This is a genomic window from Azospirillum brasilense, assembly GCF_003349955.1.
GTDB classification, from domain to species: Bacteria; Pseudomonadota; Alphaproteobacteria; order Azospirillales; family Azospirillaceae; genus Azospirillum; species Azospirillum brasilense_B.
Genome location: NZ_QLKQ01000070.1, coordinates 28,890 through 42,515 on the forward strand (window position 1 = coordinate 28,890; position 13,626 = coordinate 42,515).

At 69.6% G+C, this 13,626-nt stretch carries 14 protein-coding genes, 1 tRNA gene and 1 riboswitch; of the genes, 11 read left to right on the plus strand and 4 right to left on the minus strand.

Annotated elements, in window-relative coordinates; genetic code table 11:
- Nucleotides 1-213 precede the first annotated feature (213 nt).
- Nucleotides 214-1,329, minus strand: a complete 1,116-nt coding sequence (locus DXK32_RS24935) for a c-type cytochrome (protein WP_114860962.1) — start codon at nt 1,327-1,329, stop codon at nt 214-216.
- Nucleotides 1,330-1,479: 150 nt separating this feature from the next.
- Between DXK32_RS24935 and coxB the strand changes: the two genes are divergently transcribed.
- From coxB to DXK32_RS24950, 3 genes are read left to right on the plus strand one after another with little or no spacing between them, the layout of a single operon-like run.
- On the plus strand, nt 1,480-2,517 hold the full coding sequence (gene coxB / locus DXK32_RS24940; protein WP_114860963.1) for a cytochrome c oxidase subunit II: 1,038 nt from the start codon (nt 1,480-1,482) through the stop codon (nt 2,515-2,517).
- Nucleotides 2,514-5,045 carry a cytochrome c oxidase subunit I gene (ctaD, locus tag DXK32_RS24945; RefSeq protein WP_114860964.1) on the plus strand — a complete coding sequence of 844 codons (2,532 nt, stop codon included), beginning with the start codon at nt 2,514-2,516 and terminating at the stop codon, nt 5,043-5,045. The genes coxB and ctaD overlap by 4 nt, the downstream gene beginning before the upstream one ends.
- Before the next feature lie 8 nt (nt 5,046-5,053).
- Nucleotides 5,054-5,413 carry a hypothetical protein gene (locus tag DXK32_RS24950; protein WP_114860965.1) on the plus strand — a complete coding sequence of 120 codons (360 nt, stop codon included), beginning with the start codon at nt 5,054-5,056 and terminating at the stop codon, nt 5,411-5,413.
- A 10-nt stretch (nt 5,414-5,423) separates the two neighbouring features.
- Here DXK32_RS24950 and DXK32_RS24955 read toward each other — a convergent pair whose 3' ends face one another.
- On the minus strand, nt 5,424-6,287 hold the full coding sequence (locus tag DXK32_RS24955; protein ID WP_114860966.1) for a DUF2189 domain-containing protein: 864 nt from the start codon (nt 6,285-6,287) through the stop codon (nt 5,424-5,426).
- 245 nt (nt 6,288-6,532) lie between these two features.
- Here DXK32_RS24955 and DXK32_RS24960 point away from each other — a divergent pair, with 245 nt between their 5' ends.
- Together DXK32_RS24960 and DXK32_RS24965 are read left to right on the plus strand one after the other, a co-directional pair.
- A complete protein-coding gene (locus DXK32_RS24960; RefSeq protein WP_114860967.1) occupies nt 6,533-6,826 on the plus strand; it encodes an acylphosphatase in 294 nt (97 codons plus the stop codon).
- Nucleotides 6,827-7,126: 300 nt separating this feature from the next.
- Entirely contained in the window at nt 7,127-7,636 is a 510-nt protein-coding gene (locus DXK32_RS24965) for a hypothetical protein (RefSeq protein WP_247877329.1), read from the plus strand.
- Nucleotides 7,637-7,639: 3 nt separating this feature from the next.
- Here the strand turns inward: DXK32_RS24965 and lipB are convergent, their stop codons facing one another.
- Nucleotides 7,640-8,395 (minus strand): lipoyl(octanoyl) transferase LipB, encoded by a 756-nt coding sequence (lipB, locus tag DXK32_RS24970; RefSeq protein WP_114860968.1) that lies wholly within the window; start codon nt 8,393-8,395, stop codon nt 7,640-7,642.
- 125 nt (nt 8,396-8,520) lie between these two features.
- On the opposite strand from lipB, the gene DXK32_RS24975 reads away from it, so the two are divergent.
- A tRNA-Leu gene (locus DXK32_RS24975) sits at nt 8,521-8,607 on the plus strand.
- 119 nt (nt 8,608-8,726) lie between these two features.
- Here the strand turns inward: DXK32_RS24975 and DXK32_RS24980 are convergent.
- A complete protein-coding gene (locus DXK32_RS24980; RefSeq protein WP_014199893.1) occupies nt 8,727-9,029 on the minus strand; it encodes an STAS domain-containing protein in 303 nt (100 codons plus the stop codon).
- Between the two features lie 297 nt (nt 9,030-9,326).
- Here DXK32_RS24980 and mgtE point away from each other — a divergent pair, with 297 nt between their 5' ends.
- The 5 genes from mgtE (at nt 9,327) to DXK32_RS25005 (ending at nt 13,609) form a co-directional block, all read left to right on the plus strand.
- A complete protein-coding gene (mgtE, locus tag DXK32_RS24985) occupies nt 9,327-10,766 on the plus strand; it encodes a magnesium transporter (RefSeq protein WP_114860969.1) in 1,440 nt (479 codons plus the stop codon).
- A 46-nt stretch (nt 10,767-10,812) separates the two neighbouring features.
- A riboswitch (TPP riboswitch) is annotated at nt 10,813-10,916 on the plus strand.
- Between the two features lie 57 nt (nt 10,917-10,973).
- Nucleotides 10,974-12,092 carry a glycine oxidase ThiO gene (gene thiO, locus DXK32_RS24990; RefSeq protein WP_205215825.1) on the plus strand — a complete coding sequence of 373 codons (1,119 nt, stop codon included), beginning with the start codon at nt 10,974-10,976 and terminating at the stop codon, nt 12,090-12,092.
- The gene (gene thiS, locus DXK32_RS24995; RefSeq protein WP_114860971.1) at nt 12,089-12,298 is read left to right on the plus strand and encodes a sulfur carrier protein ThiS; all 210 of its coding nucleotides are present in this window, start codon (nt 12,089-12,091) and stop codon (nt 12,296-12,298) included. The genes thiO and thiS overlap by 4 nt, the downstream gene beginning before the upstream one ends.
- Nucleotides 12,299-12,344: 46 nt before the next feature.
- The gene (locus DXK32_RS25000; protein WP_014199888.1) at nt 12,345-13,115 is read left to right on the plus strand and encodes a thiazole synthase; all 771 of its coding nucleotides are present in this window, start codon (nt 12,345-12,347) and stop codon (nt 13,113-13,115) included.
- A gap of 50 nt (nt 13,116-13,165) precedes the next feature.
- Entirely contained in the window at nt 13,166-13,609 is a 444-nt protein-coding gene (locus DXK32_RS25005; RefSeq protein ID WP_114860972.1) for a PaaI family thioesterase, read from the plus strand.
- Nucleotides 13,610-13,626: the final 17 nt, after the last annotated feature.

Genomic DNA, 13,626 nt, shown 5'->3' on the forward strand with positions numbered 1-13,626 from the left:
GTCATCATGGTCATTCCGGTCACTCCTTCCAGAGTTCCACGACCGGTATCGTGGCGCTTTAGCGTTTGGTGACGCGGCGCAAGCTGGCGATCAAATTGCCGCGGGGCGCCCCCCTTGGGCGTCCGGCTTTTTATCTACAATGTAAGTGGGCATTCGGTCAAGGTGGAAAGTGAATTTGTTTTGTGAAAATGCATATATAGCCATCAATTTTTGTTAATTATCCGCCGTCTCCCGCGGCCGGCTCTGCGCGTAGTGCAGCGACAGGGCGCGGATCTGCTCCTCCGTCAGGTTGCGCACCGCGGCGCCCATGATCCTGGACAGCGGTGTGTCGCCGTGCGCGTCCCTCTGCCAGAGGCGGAGCTGGTCGGCGATGTAGCTCGCGTGCTGCCCGTCGAGGCGGGGGTAGCGCGGGTCGCGGTCCTCGCCGTGGCAGCCGGAACAGGCCGGGACCCCGGTGTCGCGGTCGCCGGACTCGGCCAGCCGGGCACCCAGTTCCAGCAGGGCCGGATCGGCGTCGGCGGGCGGGGGCGGGTAGGGCGCCGTCTGACCCGCATAATGGTCGGCGAGGGTTCGCAAGATCGACTCGTCCAGTCCGGCGGCCACCGGCTGCATGATGCCGCTGTGCCGCCCGCCCTCGGCGTAGGCCCTCAGCGCGTGGAAGAGATACGCGGCGTTCTGGCCCGACAGGCGCGGGAAGGCGGCGGTTCCGCCCCCGGCGCCGTCATAGCCGTGGCAGCGCGCGCAGTTGTCCAGCACCTCACGGGCGGAGCCGTCGAGCATCGCCAGATCGCTCAGCGCCGAGCGGTCGCCGTCCGGCGCCGTCTCCCCGAAGGCGAGGCGCCGGTATTCCTCGGCGCTCATGCCGTCCAGCCGGCGCAGGAAGGCGGCCACCGCCCAGGGCTCGTCGTCGCGCGCCTGCGCCGGCCAGGCGGGCATACCGGCGTATTTGATGCCGTTGTAGGTGATCCAGTAGAGCTGCTTGTCCGTCCAGTCCCCAGCATGGCCCGGCAGGAAGGGCGGGGCGGGCAGCATGTGGCGCGAGATCGGGTTGCGGCCGACGTCCGGTGCGCCGTGGCAGGGCGCGCAGCCGTCCTCGTAATGGCCGGCGCCGCGCCGGATCAGCGCCGGGTCGTCGAGGTCGGGCGGATCGCCGACGAAGGCGGCGTGCGTCTCGATGGAGCTGCGCATCGCCATGCCGAAGAACCAAGTGACCGGCGGCAAGTGCTCCTTGCTGGCGGCGATGCTGTAGAGCCCCGACCAGGCGAACAGGAAGCCCCCCACCGCTTGGGCGCCCAGAACCAGCCCGATGATCGTCAGAACTCTGCGCATGGATGGGACGCTCCGCCGGTTGTGAGTGTTCGTTCCCGAGTGAATGCTCCCCCGCTGACCGAAGTTCCGGCGGAACCTGCGGCCTTGCCGTGAGTTTAGCCGTGCAACGACGACGCCCGCCGCCGCGGGCCAACGCCGCGAGGGGGGTGCATGGACCGCAGGTCTGGCCGCAGCGAGGCACGCAGACGGAACTGGCGGGGAGCGGCCCTGGCCGGCGGAATGGGGCTTCTGGCGGCTTGCGAACGGGGTCCGCAGTCCGCGCTGCATCCCGCCGGACGCAACGCCGAGGCGATCCTCGACCTGACCTTGATTCTGGTCGCCGGGGGCGGGGTCATCTTCCTTTTCGTCATGGCGCTGGCGGGGTACGCCGTCATCGCCCGGCCGGAACGCTTTCCCGGAAGCCGCGCCTGGATCATTGGCGGCGGCCTCGTCTTTCCCATCGTCACGCTGACGGCACTTCAGGTCTACGAGTTCGCTGTTGCCCGGCAACTGTCGGACACCGGCGGGGTGGAGCCGCTGCGCATCGAGGTCACCGGCTACATGTGGTGGTGGGAGGTCCGCTACCCCGACGTGAGTTTAGAAGGGGCCGGGGAGGGCGGTGAGGTCCTGCGCACCGCCAACCGCCTCGTCATCCCGGCCGGGCGCCCGGTGGAGGTCGTGGTGACCGCGGCGGACGTCATCCACAGCTTCTGGGTGCCCAGCCTGGGCGGCAAGATGGACATGATCCCCGGCCACGAGAACCGGCTGATCCTGGTCGGGGAGCGGCCCGGCACCTACCGCGGCCAGTGCGCCGAGTATTGCGGCGCCCAGCACGCGCTGATGGCCTTCGACGTGGTGGTGGAGCCGCCCGACCGCTTCGAGGACTGGCTGGCCGCCGAGCGCCGTCCCGCCGCCGAACCCGACGGCCCGCAGCAGGCCGTCGGGCGCGACGCCTTCCTGCGCGCCGGCTGCGGGTCCTGCCACACCGTGCGCGGCACGCCGGCCAACGGGGCGGCGGGGCCGGACCTGACCCATGTCGGCGGCCGCGGCGCGCTGGCCGCCGGGACGCTGCCCAACACGCCGGAGGCCCTGGCCGGCTGGATCGCCGGGGCGCAGCACATCAAGCCGGAGAACCGCATGCCGTCCTTCCCGATCCTGGGCGGCGACGATCTGCACGCCATCGCCGTCTGGCTGGAGAGCCTGAAATGACCCCGCCGCTCGACGATGCCGCCCTGCCCAACCGCCTGCCGCGCCCGAAGGAGGAGCTGGAGGCGCTGAAGCGCGCCTGGAAGCCGACCTCCGGCCTCGGCCTGCTGAAGGAGGTGAACAACAACATCATCGGGGTGATGTACATCGCCACGGCGCTGCTGTTCTTCGTCATCTCGGGCACGCTGGCGCTGGTCATGCGGACGCAGCTCGCCGTGCCGGAGAACGACGTGCTGGGGCACAGCCTCTACAACCAGTTCTTCACCGTGCACGGCACGGGCATGATGTTCCTGTTCGCCGTGCCCATCGTCGAGGCCATCGGCGTCTTCCTGCTGCCTTCCATGCTGGCGGCGCGCGACCTGCCCTTTCCGCGGCTGTCGGCCTTCGCCTTCTGGGCCTATCTGTTCGGCGGGCTGGCCTTCTTCTGCTCGCTGATCTTCGAGGTGGCGCCGGACGGCGGCTGGTTCATGTACCCGCCGCTGACCAGCATGAAATTCTCGCCGGGCATCAACGCCGATTTCTGGCTGCTCGGGATCGGCTTCATCGAAATCTCGGCCATCGCTGGCGCCATCGAGATCATCGTCGGCATCCTGCGCACCCGCCCGCCCGGCATGACGCTGGACAAGATCCCGGTCTATTGCTGGTCGATGCTGGTCATGGCCGGGATGATCGTCTTCGCTTTCCCGGCGGTGATCATCGCGACCGCTCTGCTGGAGATCGAGCGCGCCTTCGACTGGCCCTTCTTCATCGCGGAGCGGGGCGGCGACCCGCTGCTCTGGCAGCACCTGTTCTGGTTCTTCGGCCATCCGGAGGTCTACATCATCTTCCTGCCGGCGGCGGGGCTGGTGTCGATGATGGTGCCGGCGCTGGCGCAGCGGCCGCTGGTCGGCCACGACTGGGTGGTGGTGGCGCTGGTGGGCACGGGCTTCTTCAGCTTCGGCCTGTGGGTGCACCACATGTTCGCCACCGGCATCCCGCCGCTGAGCCTGAGTTTCTTCTCCGCCGCCAGCATGGCCGTGTCGGTACCCGCCGGCATCCAGGTCTTCGCCTGGATCGCCACGCTGGGCAAGGGGCGGCTGCAATGGACGGTGGCGACGTGGTTCCTGCTGGGCTTCCTGTTCATTTTCGTGGCCGGCGGCCTGACCGGCGTGATGGTGGCGGTGATCCCCTTCGACTGGCAGGCCCATGACAGCTACTTCATTGTGGCGCACCTGCATTACGTGCTGATCGGCGGCATGGTCTTCCCGGTCTTCGCCGGGCTGTATCACTGGTGGCCGACGATGAAGGGCACCATGCTGTCGGAGCGGCTGGGGCGCTGGGCCTTCTGGATGATGTTCATCGGCTTCAACGTCGCCTTCTTCCCCATGCATGTCAGCGGCCTGATGGGCATGCCGCGCCGCGTCTACACCTACCCGGGGGATCTCGGCTGGAACGTCCTGAACATGATCTCGACCGTCGGGGCCTTCGTGATGGCCTTCGGCGTCCTGCTGGTGCTGATCGACATGGCGCGCGACGCCTTCGGCCGGGGCCGCCCGGCGCCGGAGAATCCGTGGAAGGCGGGAACGCTGGAATGGATTCCGAACGACGATTACGCGACGCGCAGCATCCCGCACGTCCGCTCCCTCTACCCGCTGTGGGACAACCCCAACCTGTCGCGCGAGGTGCAGGAGGGCGCCCATTACCTGCCCGGCGCCCCGACTCGCCGCCGCGAGACCATCGTGACCAGCCCGATCGAGGCCCGGCCGCAGTATCTGATGCCGATGCCCGGCCCGCACTGGAGCCATTTCCTGGCCGGTCTGTTCACCGCCGCCCATTTCATCTGTCTGGCCGTGCAGCTCTACTGGGTGTCGCTGGTGCCGGGGGTGCTGGCCATCGCCTCGGTCTTCTGGTGGGTGTGGAGCCTGGACAAGGGGGCCGACCACCCGCCGCAGGACGTCGGCGGCGGCTGGCGGGTGCCGGTCTATCTCCAGGGGTCGGAGAACCATTCCTGGTGGGGGACGGCGGTCCTGCTGCTGGTGGACGGGACGGCGTTCGCCTGCCTGTGCTTCACTTACGTCTTCCTGTGGACGGTCAGCCCCGACGTCTGGCCGGTGGGCACCGACGCCCTGCCGGGGCTGGGGTGGCTGTTCGGCGAGGTGGGGCTCTGGGTCGTGGCGGCGGGGGCGATGCTGCTGGCCAGCCGCGCCGTGGCCCACAACCGCAACTGGGCGATGCGTGGCGCGCTGCTCGCTGGCCTCCTGCTGATGCTGGCCGCCGCGGTGGCCGAGCCCTACAACCGCATCGCCAGCGGCCTCGTGGCGTCGGAGACTGCCTATGGCGCCATCGTCTACATGCTGGCCTCCTGGCAGGTCTTCCACGTCGTGATCCTGGTCCTGATGACCGGCCTCGCGCTGGCGCGCTCCTTCGCCGGGCGGCTGCACGCGCGGCGCCGCGTCACCTTCGACAATGTGATGCTGGTGTGGCTCTACACCTGCGGGCAGGGCGTGGTGTCGCTCCTGCTGGTGCATCTGTTCCCGCGTCTGGCCGTGTGAGGCGTGCCATGGAAAAAACGGCGTTCACCGCGACCTTCACCGGGATGATGTCAGCCTTCCTGATCTGGGCGGTCCATTTCGCGGCGGTCTACGGCATCAACGGGCTGATCTGCGCCCGCGAGTGGGACGGGGTGGAACTGTACGGCCACTCCGTCGCGGTGGTGCTGGTCCTCGGCGCCACGGCGGTCGCCCTGCTGCTGGCCGCGGGCGTGCTGGCGGCGGCGCTGTGGGGCGCCGCGCCGGGCCGACGGACCAGCGAGGACCCGCGCCGCTTCATCCGCCTGTTCACCGCGCTCGCCGCCGCGGGATCGCTGGTCGCCATCCTGTGGAACGGGTTGCCCGCCCTGCAGGTGCCGGCCTGCGGCTAGCCCGACCGCTTCATTCCGGAATCAGGCGCCGGTAAAGGTGCCATGTGGCGTGGCCGAGCACCGGCATGACGATCACCAGCCCGACGAAGGCGGGCAGCGAACCGAGCAGCAGCCCGCCCGCCACGATCAGGCCCCACAGTGCCATGGGCTCGGGATTCCGCAGCGTCGCGCGGACGGAGGTGCGGATGGCCGTCGCCACCCCGACCCGGCGGTCCATGAGGAGCGGGAAGCTGACCACGCTGATCGCCAGCGCCAGAACGGCGAACAGGAAGCCGACGCCGACCCCCAGCACGATCATGCTCCAGCCGGCGCGGGTGGTGAACAGGGCCTGGGCGAAGGCGCTCCAACCCTCCGGCGCCAGCGGGGCGAGAGTCGCCATGTAGACGAGCTGCGCCGCCACCAGCCACAGCAGGAACACCGCCGTCAGGATCGCCCCCATCGCCAGGATCGCGCCGAAGGCCGGGGAGCGCGCCACCGCGAAGGCGTCGGCCCAGGACACGCGGTCGCCCCGCTCGCGCCGGCGGCTCATCTCGTAGAGGCCGACCGCGGCGAAGGGGCCGATCAGCACGAAACCGGAGGCCAGCGGGAACAGCAGGTGCAGCGCGTCGCCGTCGAGCAGGACTTCGGCCAGCAGCAGCCCGACCAGCGGGTAGATCAGGGCGATGAACAGGACGTCGGTCCGGCAGGCCATGAAATCATGAAGCCCCTTTCGCAGCGCCTCGCGCAGGTCGTCACCGCGGATGCGCCGCACCGTGGGCTCCAGCGTCGCCCGTTCCCGCGCCGGTGGGGCGATGGCGTGGCCCGCTTCGGCCAAGCCATGGGACCAGGATTTGAAATGGGCCGCTCCCCATTCCGCAGGGTTTCGGATGGTCATGTCCGTTCCTCCCGAACCGTTCGTTCAGGGGGTGCGAGCCCGCCCGTGCCCGGTCGCGGCCTTCGCTGTCGCGGCCCGGCGGTCACAGGAGATCCCGCGCCCCGCCATGCACGGATGATACGCCGACGAATGGTTGGCGGCACTGTTCATTGGAGGAGGGGAGGGCGCAGGGGCAGCGCCGGGTTTTTCGGAACCGGCCCCTGTCCTATTGTCCCGACCGTAGGAAAACGACACCGGGGATGGGAATGGCGGACGAGGAAACCCGCAAGGCCGTGCTGGCCCGCGTTCATGGCAAGGTGCAGGGCGTCTGGTACCGCGGCTGGACCATGGACACGGCCAATCGGCTGGGGCTGGCCGGCTGGGTGCGCAACCGTGGCGACGGTACGGTGGAGGCGCTGTTCGCCGGCCCGGCGGACGCCGTCGACCGGATGCTGGAAGCCTGCCGCCGCGGCCCTTCCGCCGCCATCGTCAGCGACATCGCCGTCGAGCCGGCCCGCGATCCCGGTCCGGGGGGCTTCGAGCAGCGCCCGACGCTGTGACGGCTGGGGATGGTTAAAGCGGATTGCAATCCGCTTTGGACCGCGGCGGCGGTCCCGGTCGCACATGCGACCGGAGCCCGCTGGCGAATGAGGCGATATGAGTCTAAAGCGAACGGAAGTTCGCTTTAGCGTTCTGTTAGCCATGCGGGGCTAGGCTGTCGGGTGTGGATGAGGGGATGCATCGCCTTGCCCCCACCCCGGCCCTCCCCCGCTGCGCAGGGGAGGGGGATATGTGGAGCGGCGGCAGTCCCCTCCCCTGCGACAGCGGGGGAGGGTTAGGGAGGGGGCAAGCGGGTCGGGATGAGCGGCAAAAGGCCAGAATCAGCGCTCCGGCTCCTGTGCGGCGTCCTGCTGTCGCTCAGCCTGCTGGCAACCGGAGCCGCCTGGGCCAAGGGGCCGCTCGACCGGACGGAGCCGGGGCACATGCCGCCGGTGCCGCCCGGTGGCTACGACCTGCCGCTGTCGCCGCCGGTGGTCCAGTTCCCGCTGCCGCCGCAATGGGTGACGATCCGCTCCACCCAGGACTGGCGGCACGCCGGGACCTTCGAGAAGGAGCTGAGCAAAGCCTGCGCCTCCCGCCAGTTCCGGGAACAAATGCCCATGCGCTACCGCGCCATCTTCAAGGGCGAGGTCCTGGGCGTCGCCTTCGGCCACGGCCTGAACCTGCACGACCCGAAGAAGCAGGCGAACCGCAAGCTGATCTACCTGTTCCGCAACGGCGACAGCACCGGCTGCACCGTCGTGTCGATCACCAACGAGGATCTGCGCGTCCTGAACAACGCGCAGCCCGCCGGGGCGGCGAAACGGTAGGGGTCAGTCCTCCTCCGGCCCGCCGCCCCCGACTGCACCGCCGAAGACCTCCGCAAAGCTGGCCATCAGGGCGGCGTCCACATCCTCCATGGCGACGAGATGGCCCAGCGCCACGATGGAGGTCACGCCATGCTCGCTGATGCCGCAGGGGACGATGCCGGCGAAGTGGGACAGGTCCGGCTCGACGTTCAGGGCGACGCCGTGGAAGCTGACCCAGCGGCGCACCCGCACGCCGATCGCGGCGATCTTGTCCTCCTGGCCGGGGGCGCCGCCGTAGGGCCGCTTGTCCACCCAGATGCCGACGCGGCCTTCCCGCCGCTCGCCGCGGATGTTGAAGGCGGCCAGCGTGCGGATCAGCCACTCCTCCAGATCCTGGACGAAGGCGCGGATGTCGGCGCCGCGCGTCTTCAGGTCCAGCATCACATAGGCCACACGCTGCCCCGGCCCGTGATAGGTGAACTGGCCGCCGCGCCCGGCCTGATAGACGGGGAAGCGGCCCGGCTCCAGCAGGTCCTCCTCCCGCGCGCTGGTTCCGGCGGTGTAGAGGGGCGGGTGCTCCAGCAGCCAGACCAGCTCCGGCGCGGTGCCGGCGCGGATGGCCTCGACGCGCGCCTCCATCTCGGCCAGCGCGTCGGGGTAGGGGACGGGCGTGTCGCTGATGCGCCACTCCACCGCCCGCGCCGGGGTGGTATCGGCGGCGGGAACGGCATCGTCACGGGCATCGGCGAACGGCGGAACGGGGGCGGTGAGGTCGGTCATGCCGACGTTATGAACTTTCTTTGGCAAAAACGCGAGACGCCGCTTGATCGGTCATCGGGGATCTGCTATTCCCCCGCTCCACCCGATGACGGGAGTGATCCCGACGTCGGTTCTACCAGCCTTGTGCGGTCGTGGCGGAATTGGTAGACGCGCAGCGTTGAGGTCGCTGTGGCAGAGATGCCGTGGAAGTTCGAGTCTTCTCGACCGCACCATCCCCCCGAAATGGGGGATTTGGCAAACAAACGAAAAGCCCGCCGGTCCGTCGGACCACAGCGGGCTTTTTCGTTTTCGGGCCACCCGATCGGGACCGCCCTTTCCAGGCAGTTCCCCCTCAGCGGAACTCCACATACTGGTCGAGTGCCACGCGGCGCATGGTCTGCACGATGTAGGGCTGCGCGTTGTGCACCGTCACCAGCCCCTTGGCGTCGCGGCAGCGGTTGGCGAGGACGAACAGCATGCCGATCGCCGCGGAGTCCAGAAAGGTCATGTAGCGCAGGTCCAGCCGCACCTCGGGCCGCGCGCCGATGTCCCAGTCCGCCAGCAGGTCGTGGAACTTGCGGCTGTCGTCGTAGGTGAAACGCCCCGACAGCATGATCCCCTCCTGACCGTCGATGTCGGTGTAGGCGTACTCCATCGTCACATCCGCTGGCCGGTGGTGTCGGTTCTTCTCGGGCTGCGCGAGGTCAAAAGCCCCGCGCCCATTATGGGTGCACGAATTGTGAAGCCCGCGCAAGCAATTGCGCGCAGGGCCGCAGGCCCCGAACCGGCCCGCCGGACTGGACAAAAGGGCGGCACACCTATATTCGGTGGTCGCCCCGGCGGGAACCCGCGAGGGCTCCCCACCAACCCGCAAACGCCGGTGCGCCATGGTCGGCCGATCGCAGGACCATGCCGTCACGCCGCATTGCCATCGTGAAGGGAGGGTGCCGCCATGCACACCGACCGCCAGGAACCGGATCGTATCCAGGACGATGTGCCGCACCCGGTCGAACGCCCCGACCCGCCCCGCGAGGACGGCGAGGAGGAGCGCGCCTATGGTGTGGAGCCGGAGTTCGTCGAAGGGGTCGTCGAACGGCTGCACGCCGGACGGCGCGACGAGCTGCGGGCCGAACTGGACCGGCTGCACCCCGCCGACGTCGCGGACCTGATCGAGCAGCTGGGCCACGACGACCGCGAGGCGCTGATCGGCGTCCTGCGTCCCGACTTCGACGGCGAGGTGCTGAGCTACCTCAATCACGATCTGCGCGAAGAAATCGTCGAGCTGTTCGAGCCGAAGGAACTGGCCGCCGCCGTCGCGGAGCTGGACACCGACGACGCCGTCGACGTCATCGAGGACCTGGACGAGGACACCCGGCGCGAGGTGCTGGAGAATCTGCCGGCCGCCGACCGCGCGCTGGTCCAGGAGAACCTGACCTACGACGAATACACCGCCGGCCGCCTGATGCAGCGCGATCTGGTGGCGGTGCCGCAGTTCTGGACGGTCGGCAAGACCATCGATTACGTCCGCGCCGCCACCGAGGAGCTGCCGGAGGATTTCTACGACATCTTTGTCGTCGACCCGATGCACCGGGTGGTCGGGGCGGTGCCGCTGTCGCGCCTGCTGCGCCAGAAGCGGTCGGTCCGCATCGCCGATCTGGTGACGGGGGAGGTGGACACCATCCCCGCCACCATGGACCAGGAGGAGGTGGCGAACCTGTTCCGCCAGTACGCCCTGGTCTCCGCCCCGGTGGTGGACGCCGGCGGGCGGCTGATCGGCGTCATCACCGTCGACGACGTGGTCCACATCATCGACGAGGAGGCCGAGGACGACATCGGCAAGCTGGGCGGCGTCGGCGACACCTCGATCTACCGCTCGGTTCTGGAAACCTCGCGCTCGCGCATTTCGTGGCTGGGGCTGAATCTGTTCACCGCCTTCGCGGCGGCGGGCGTCATCTCGCTGTTCGAGGCGACCATCGAGCAGATCGTGGCGCTGGCCGTGCTGATGCCGATCACCGCCTCGATGGGCGGCAACGCCGGGACCCAGACGCTGACCGTGGCGGTGCGCGCCCTGGCGACGCGCGAGCTGTCGTCCTCCAACGCCCCCCGCGTGGTGGGGAAGGAGGTTCTGGTCGGCCTGCTCAACGGCGCCGTCTTCGCCACGCTGGTCGGGGCCATCGCCGCGACCTGGTTCGAGCCGATGATCGGCCTCGTGATCGGCTGCGCCATGGTCATCAACCTGTTCGTCGCCGGCCTGTGCGGGGTGCTGATTCCCATCGGGCTGGACCGGCTGGGAGTCGATCCGGCGGTGGCGAGTTCGGTCTTCCTGACCACCATGACCGACGTCATCGGGTTCCTGTCCTTCCTGGGGCTGGCGTCGCTTTTGTTGCTGTGACCAACGAAAAGGGGCTTGCCAAAGGCGGCTCTCTTCCGGATGATCCGGGCATTGGCTGGGGTGCCGTGCGGGATGCGCTCGCGCGGCTGAGATCACACCCATCGAACCTGTCTGGATAATGCCAGCGAAGGGAGCCGCCGCATGGTATCCGCGCCCTCATTTCATTCTGATTCTGCTCTTTCTGTTTCTGGAGGGCCCTCCATCGCCGTGATCGGTGCCGGGGTGATCGGCCTGTCCATCGCCTGGAGGCTGGCCGCCGCCGGCTGCCGGGTCGAGGTCTTCGACCGTGGCGCTTCCGGCCGGGGCGCCAGCCACGCCGCGGGCGGGATGCTCGCCGCCTGCGTGGAGACGGAACCCGGCGAAGAGAGCCTTCTGCCGCTGACCCGCGCCTCGCAGGACCTATGGCCCGCCTTCGCGGCGGAGCTGGAGGCCGCCTCCGGCCTGGCGGTGGACCTGCGCGGCGAAGGCACGATGGTCATCGCGCTGAACGCCGACGACGCCGCCAAGGTGCGCTTCCTGCACGACTTCCAGACCAAGCTCGGCCTGCCGGTGGAATGGCTGAGCGGGGCGGAGGTGCGGCGGCGCGAGCCCTATCTCCAGCCCGGCGTGGCCGGCGCGCTGTTCTGCGCCGGCGACCATCAGGTCGACAACCGCAAGGTCGCCACCGCCCTGCACGCCGCTGCTTTGCGGGCCGGCGCCGTGGTGCACGAGTACGCCGAGGTGTCCCGCATCGAGGTCCGCGGCGGCCGGGCCGTTGGCGTCCAAGTCGGGGACCGGCTGTTCGAGGCCGACCGGGTGGTCTTGGCCGCCGGGGCGTGGTCGGGCTGGATCGACGGGCTGTCCCCGGCGGTTCGTCCACCGGTGCGTCCGGTGAAGGGGCAGATGCTCTGCCTGCGCATGGACGCCCGCCTGCCGCTGCTGCGCCATGTGGTGTGGACTCCCGGTACCTACCTGATCCCGCGGCTGGACGGGCGGCTGCTGGTCGGCGCCACCACGGAGGAGCGCGGCTTCGACGACCGGCTGACCGCCGGGGGCCAGTTCGCCCTGCTGGAGGGGGCGTGGCGCGCCCTGCCGGGCATCGCCGAGTTGCCCATCGAGGAGGCGTGGGCCGGCTTCCGCCCCGGCACCCGCGACGACGCCCCGATCCTCGGCCTCTCGGAGGTGGAGGGGCTGGTCTATGCCACCGGGCACCACCGCAACGGCATCCTGCTGACCCCGGTCACCGCGGAGTCGATCGCGCGGCTGATCCTGACCGGGGACGCCGATCCGGTGATCCGCCCCTTCGCGCTCGACCGCTTCGCCCAGCCGAAGGGAGCCGCGGCATGAGCGCCCGCATCCGCGTCAACGGGCGGGAGGAGGAGCTGAACGTTCCGACCGTCGCCGCCCTGCTGGCCGAACGCGGCATCGCCGCAGGCACGCGCGGAGTCGCTGTCGCCCTGAACGGTGCCGTTCTGCCGTTCCGCCGCTGGGACGAGACGCCCCTGTCCGCGGGCGACGCCCTGGAAATCATCCGTCCCGTGCAGGGCGGCTGAACGACTCGCCCGCCACAGCGCGGGTCCGACATCCAAGGAAACACCCATGAACGACACGCTCACCATAGCGGGCCGTGAGTTCCGCTCGCGCCTGTTTCTCGGCACCGCCGGCTATCCGAACCAGCAGGTCATGCTCGACGCGCTGGAGGCCAGCGGCAGCGAACTGGTCACGTTGGCTATCCGACGCATCAGCCTGGACGGCTACTCGGAAAGCCTCGTCGATGTCATCGGCGACCGCGCCGGGCTGCTGCCCAACACCGCCGGCTGCCTGACCGCCAAGGAGGCGGTGCTGACCGCGCAGCTCGCCCGCGAGGCGCTGGGCGTGGACTGGATCAAGCTGGAGGTCATCGGCGACCGCGAGCTTCTCTATCCCGACGTCGAGGAGCTGCTGCGCGCGACCGAGGAGCTGGTGGCCGACGGCTTCACCGTTCTGCCCTACTGCAACGACGATCCGGTGACCTGCCGCAAGCTGGCCGACCTGGGGGCGGCGGCGGTGATGCCGCTGGGCGCCTTCATCGGCTCCGGCCTGGGCATCCGCAACCCGCACGCCATCGAGACGATCTGCGCGCGCAGCCCGGTGCCTGTGGTCCTGGACGCCGGGATCGGCACGGCGTCGGACGCCGCCCTCGCGATGGAGCTGGGCTGCGCCGCCGTCCTGCTGAACACCGCCGTGTCGAAGGCGCGCGATCCGGTGCGCATGGCGGCGGCGATGCGCGACGCGGTGGCGGCGGGGCGGGCGGCCCGTCTGGCCGGGCGCATGCCGAAACGCGCCTTCGCGGAGGCGTCGAGCCCGCAGCTCGGCTTGATCGGAACGTAAGGCTGGCGCAGGGTAAGGGCCGCCCGAACACAATCAGAGAGACCCGAGACGTGCCCAAGACCTTCGAACCGCGCGATCCGGACTGGGAGGCGCGCTGCCGCGCCGGCTTCGAACGCCAGCCGATCTGCAAGACGCTGGGGATCGAGTTGACGCGGCTGGAGCCTGGCTTCTGCGAGATGCGCCTGCCGTTCCGCGCCGACCTGACGCAGCAGCACGGCTTTTTCCACGCGGGCATGGTCAGCACGCTGGCCGACAACGCCGGGGGTTACGCCGGCTACACGCTGATGCCGGCGGGCAGCGAGGTCCTGGCGGTGGAGTTCAAGGTCAATCTGATGGCGCCGGCCAAGGGCGAGGTGATGATCGCCCGCGCCCGCGTGTTGAAGCCGGGCCGCACCCTGACCGTCACCAGCGTCGAGATATCGATGCTCGACGGCGGGGTGGAGAAGGACTGCGCCATCATGCAGCAGACCTTGTTCTGCCAAGCCCCCGCCTGACCCGCCCACACCCCGTC

Bases quoted from the DNA above. Each gene is read 5' to 3' on its own strand.
- DXK32_RS24935 (WP_114860962.1), bottom strand. From the start codon at position 1,329: ATGCGCAGAGTTCTGACGATCATCGGGCTGGTTCTGGGCGCCCAAGCG.
- coxB (WP_114860963.1), top strand. From the start codon at position 1,480: ATGGACCGCAGGTCTGGCCGCAGCGAGGCACGCAGACGGAACTGGCGG.
- ctaD (WP_114860964.1), top strand. From the start codon at position 2,514: ATGACCCCGCCGCTCGACGATGCCGCCCTGCCCAACCGCCTGCCGCGC.
- DXK32_RS24950 (WP_114860965.1), top strand. From the start codon at position 5,054: ATGGAAAAAACGGCGTTCACCGCGACCTTCACCGGGATGATGTCAGCC.
- DXK32_RS24955 (WP_114860966.1), bottom strand. From the start codon at position 6,287: ATGACCATCCGAAACCCTGCGGAATGGGGAGCGGCCCATTTCAAATCC.
- DXK32_RS24960 (WP_114860967.1), top strand. From the start codon at position 6,533: ATGGCGGACGAGGAAACCCGCAAGGCCGTGCTGGCCCGCGTTCATGGC.
- DXK32_RS24965 (WP_247877329.1), top strand. From the start codon at position 7,127: ATGAGCGGCAAAAGGCCAGAATCAGCGCTCCGGCTCCTGTGCGGCGTC.
- lipB (WP_114860968.1), bottom strand. From the start codon at position 8,395: ATGACCGACCTCACCGCCCCCGTTCCGCCGTTCGCCGATGCCCGTGAC.
- DXK32_RS24980 (WP_014199893.1), bottom strand. From the start codon at position 9,029: ATGGAGTACGCCTACACCGACATCGACGGTCAGGAGGGGATCATGCTG.
- mgtE (WP_114860969.1), top strand. From the start codon at position 9,327: ATGCACACCGACCGCCAGGAACCGGATCGTATCCAGGACGATGTGCCG.
- thiS (WP_114860971.1), top strand. From the start codon at position 12,089: ATGAGCGCCCGCATCCGCGTCAACGGGCGGGAGGAGGAGCTGAACGTT.
- DXK32_RS25000 (WP_014199888.1), top strand. From the start codon at position 12,345: ATGAACGACACGCTCACCATAGCGGGCCGTGAGTTCCGCTCGCGCCTG.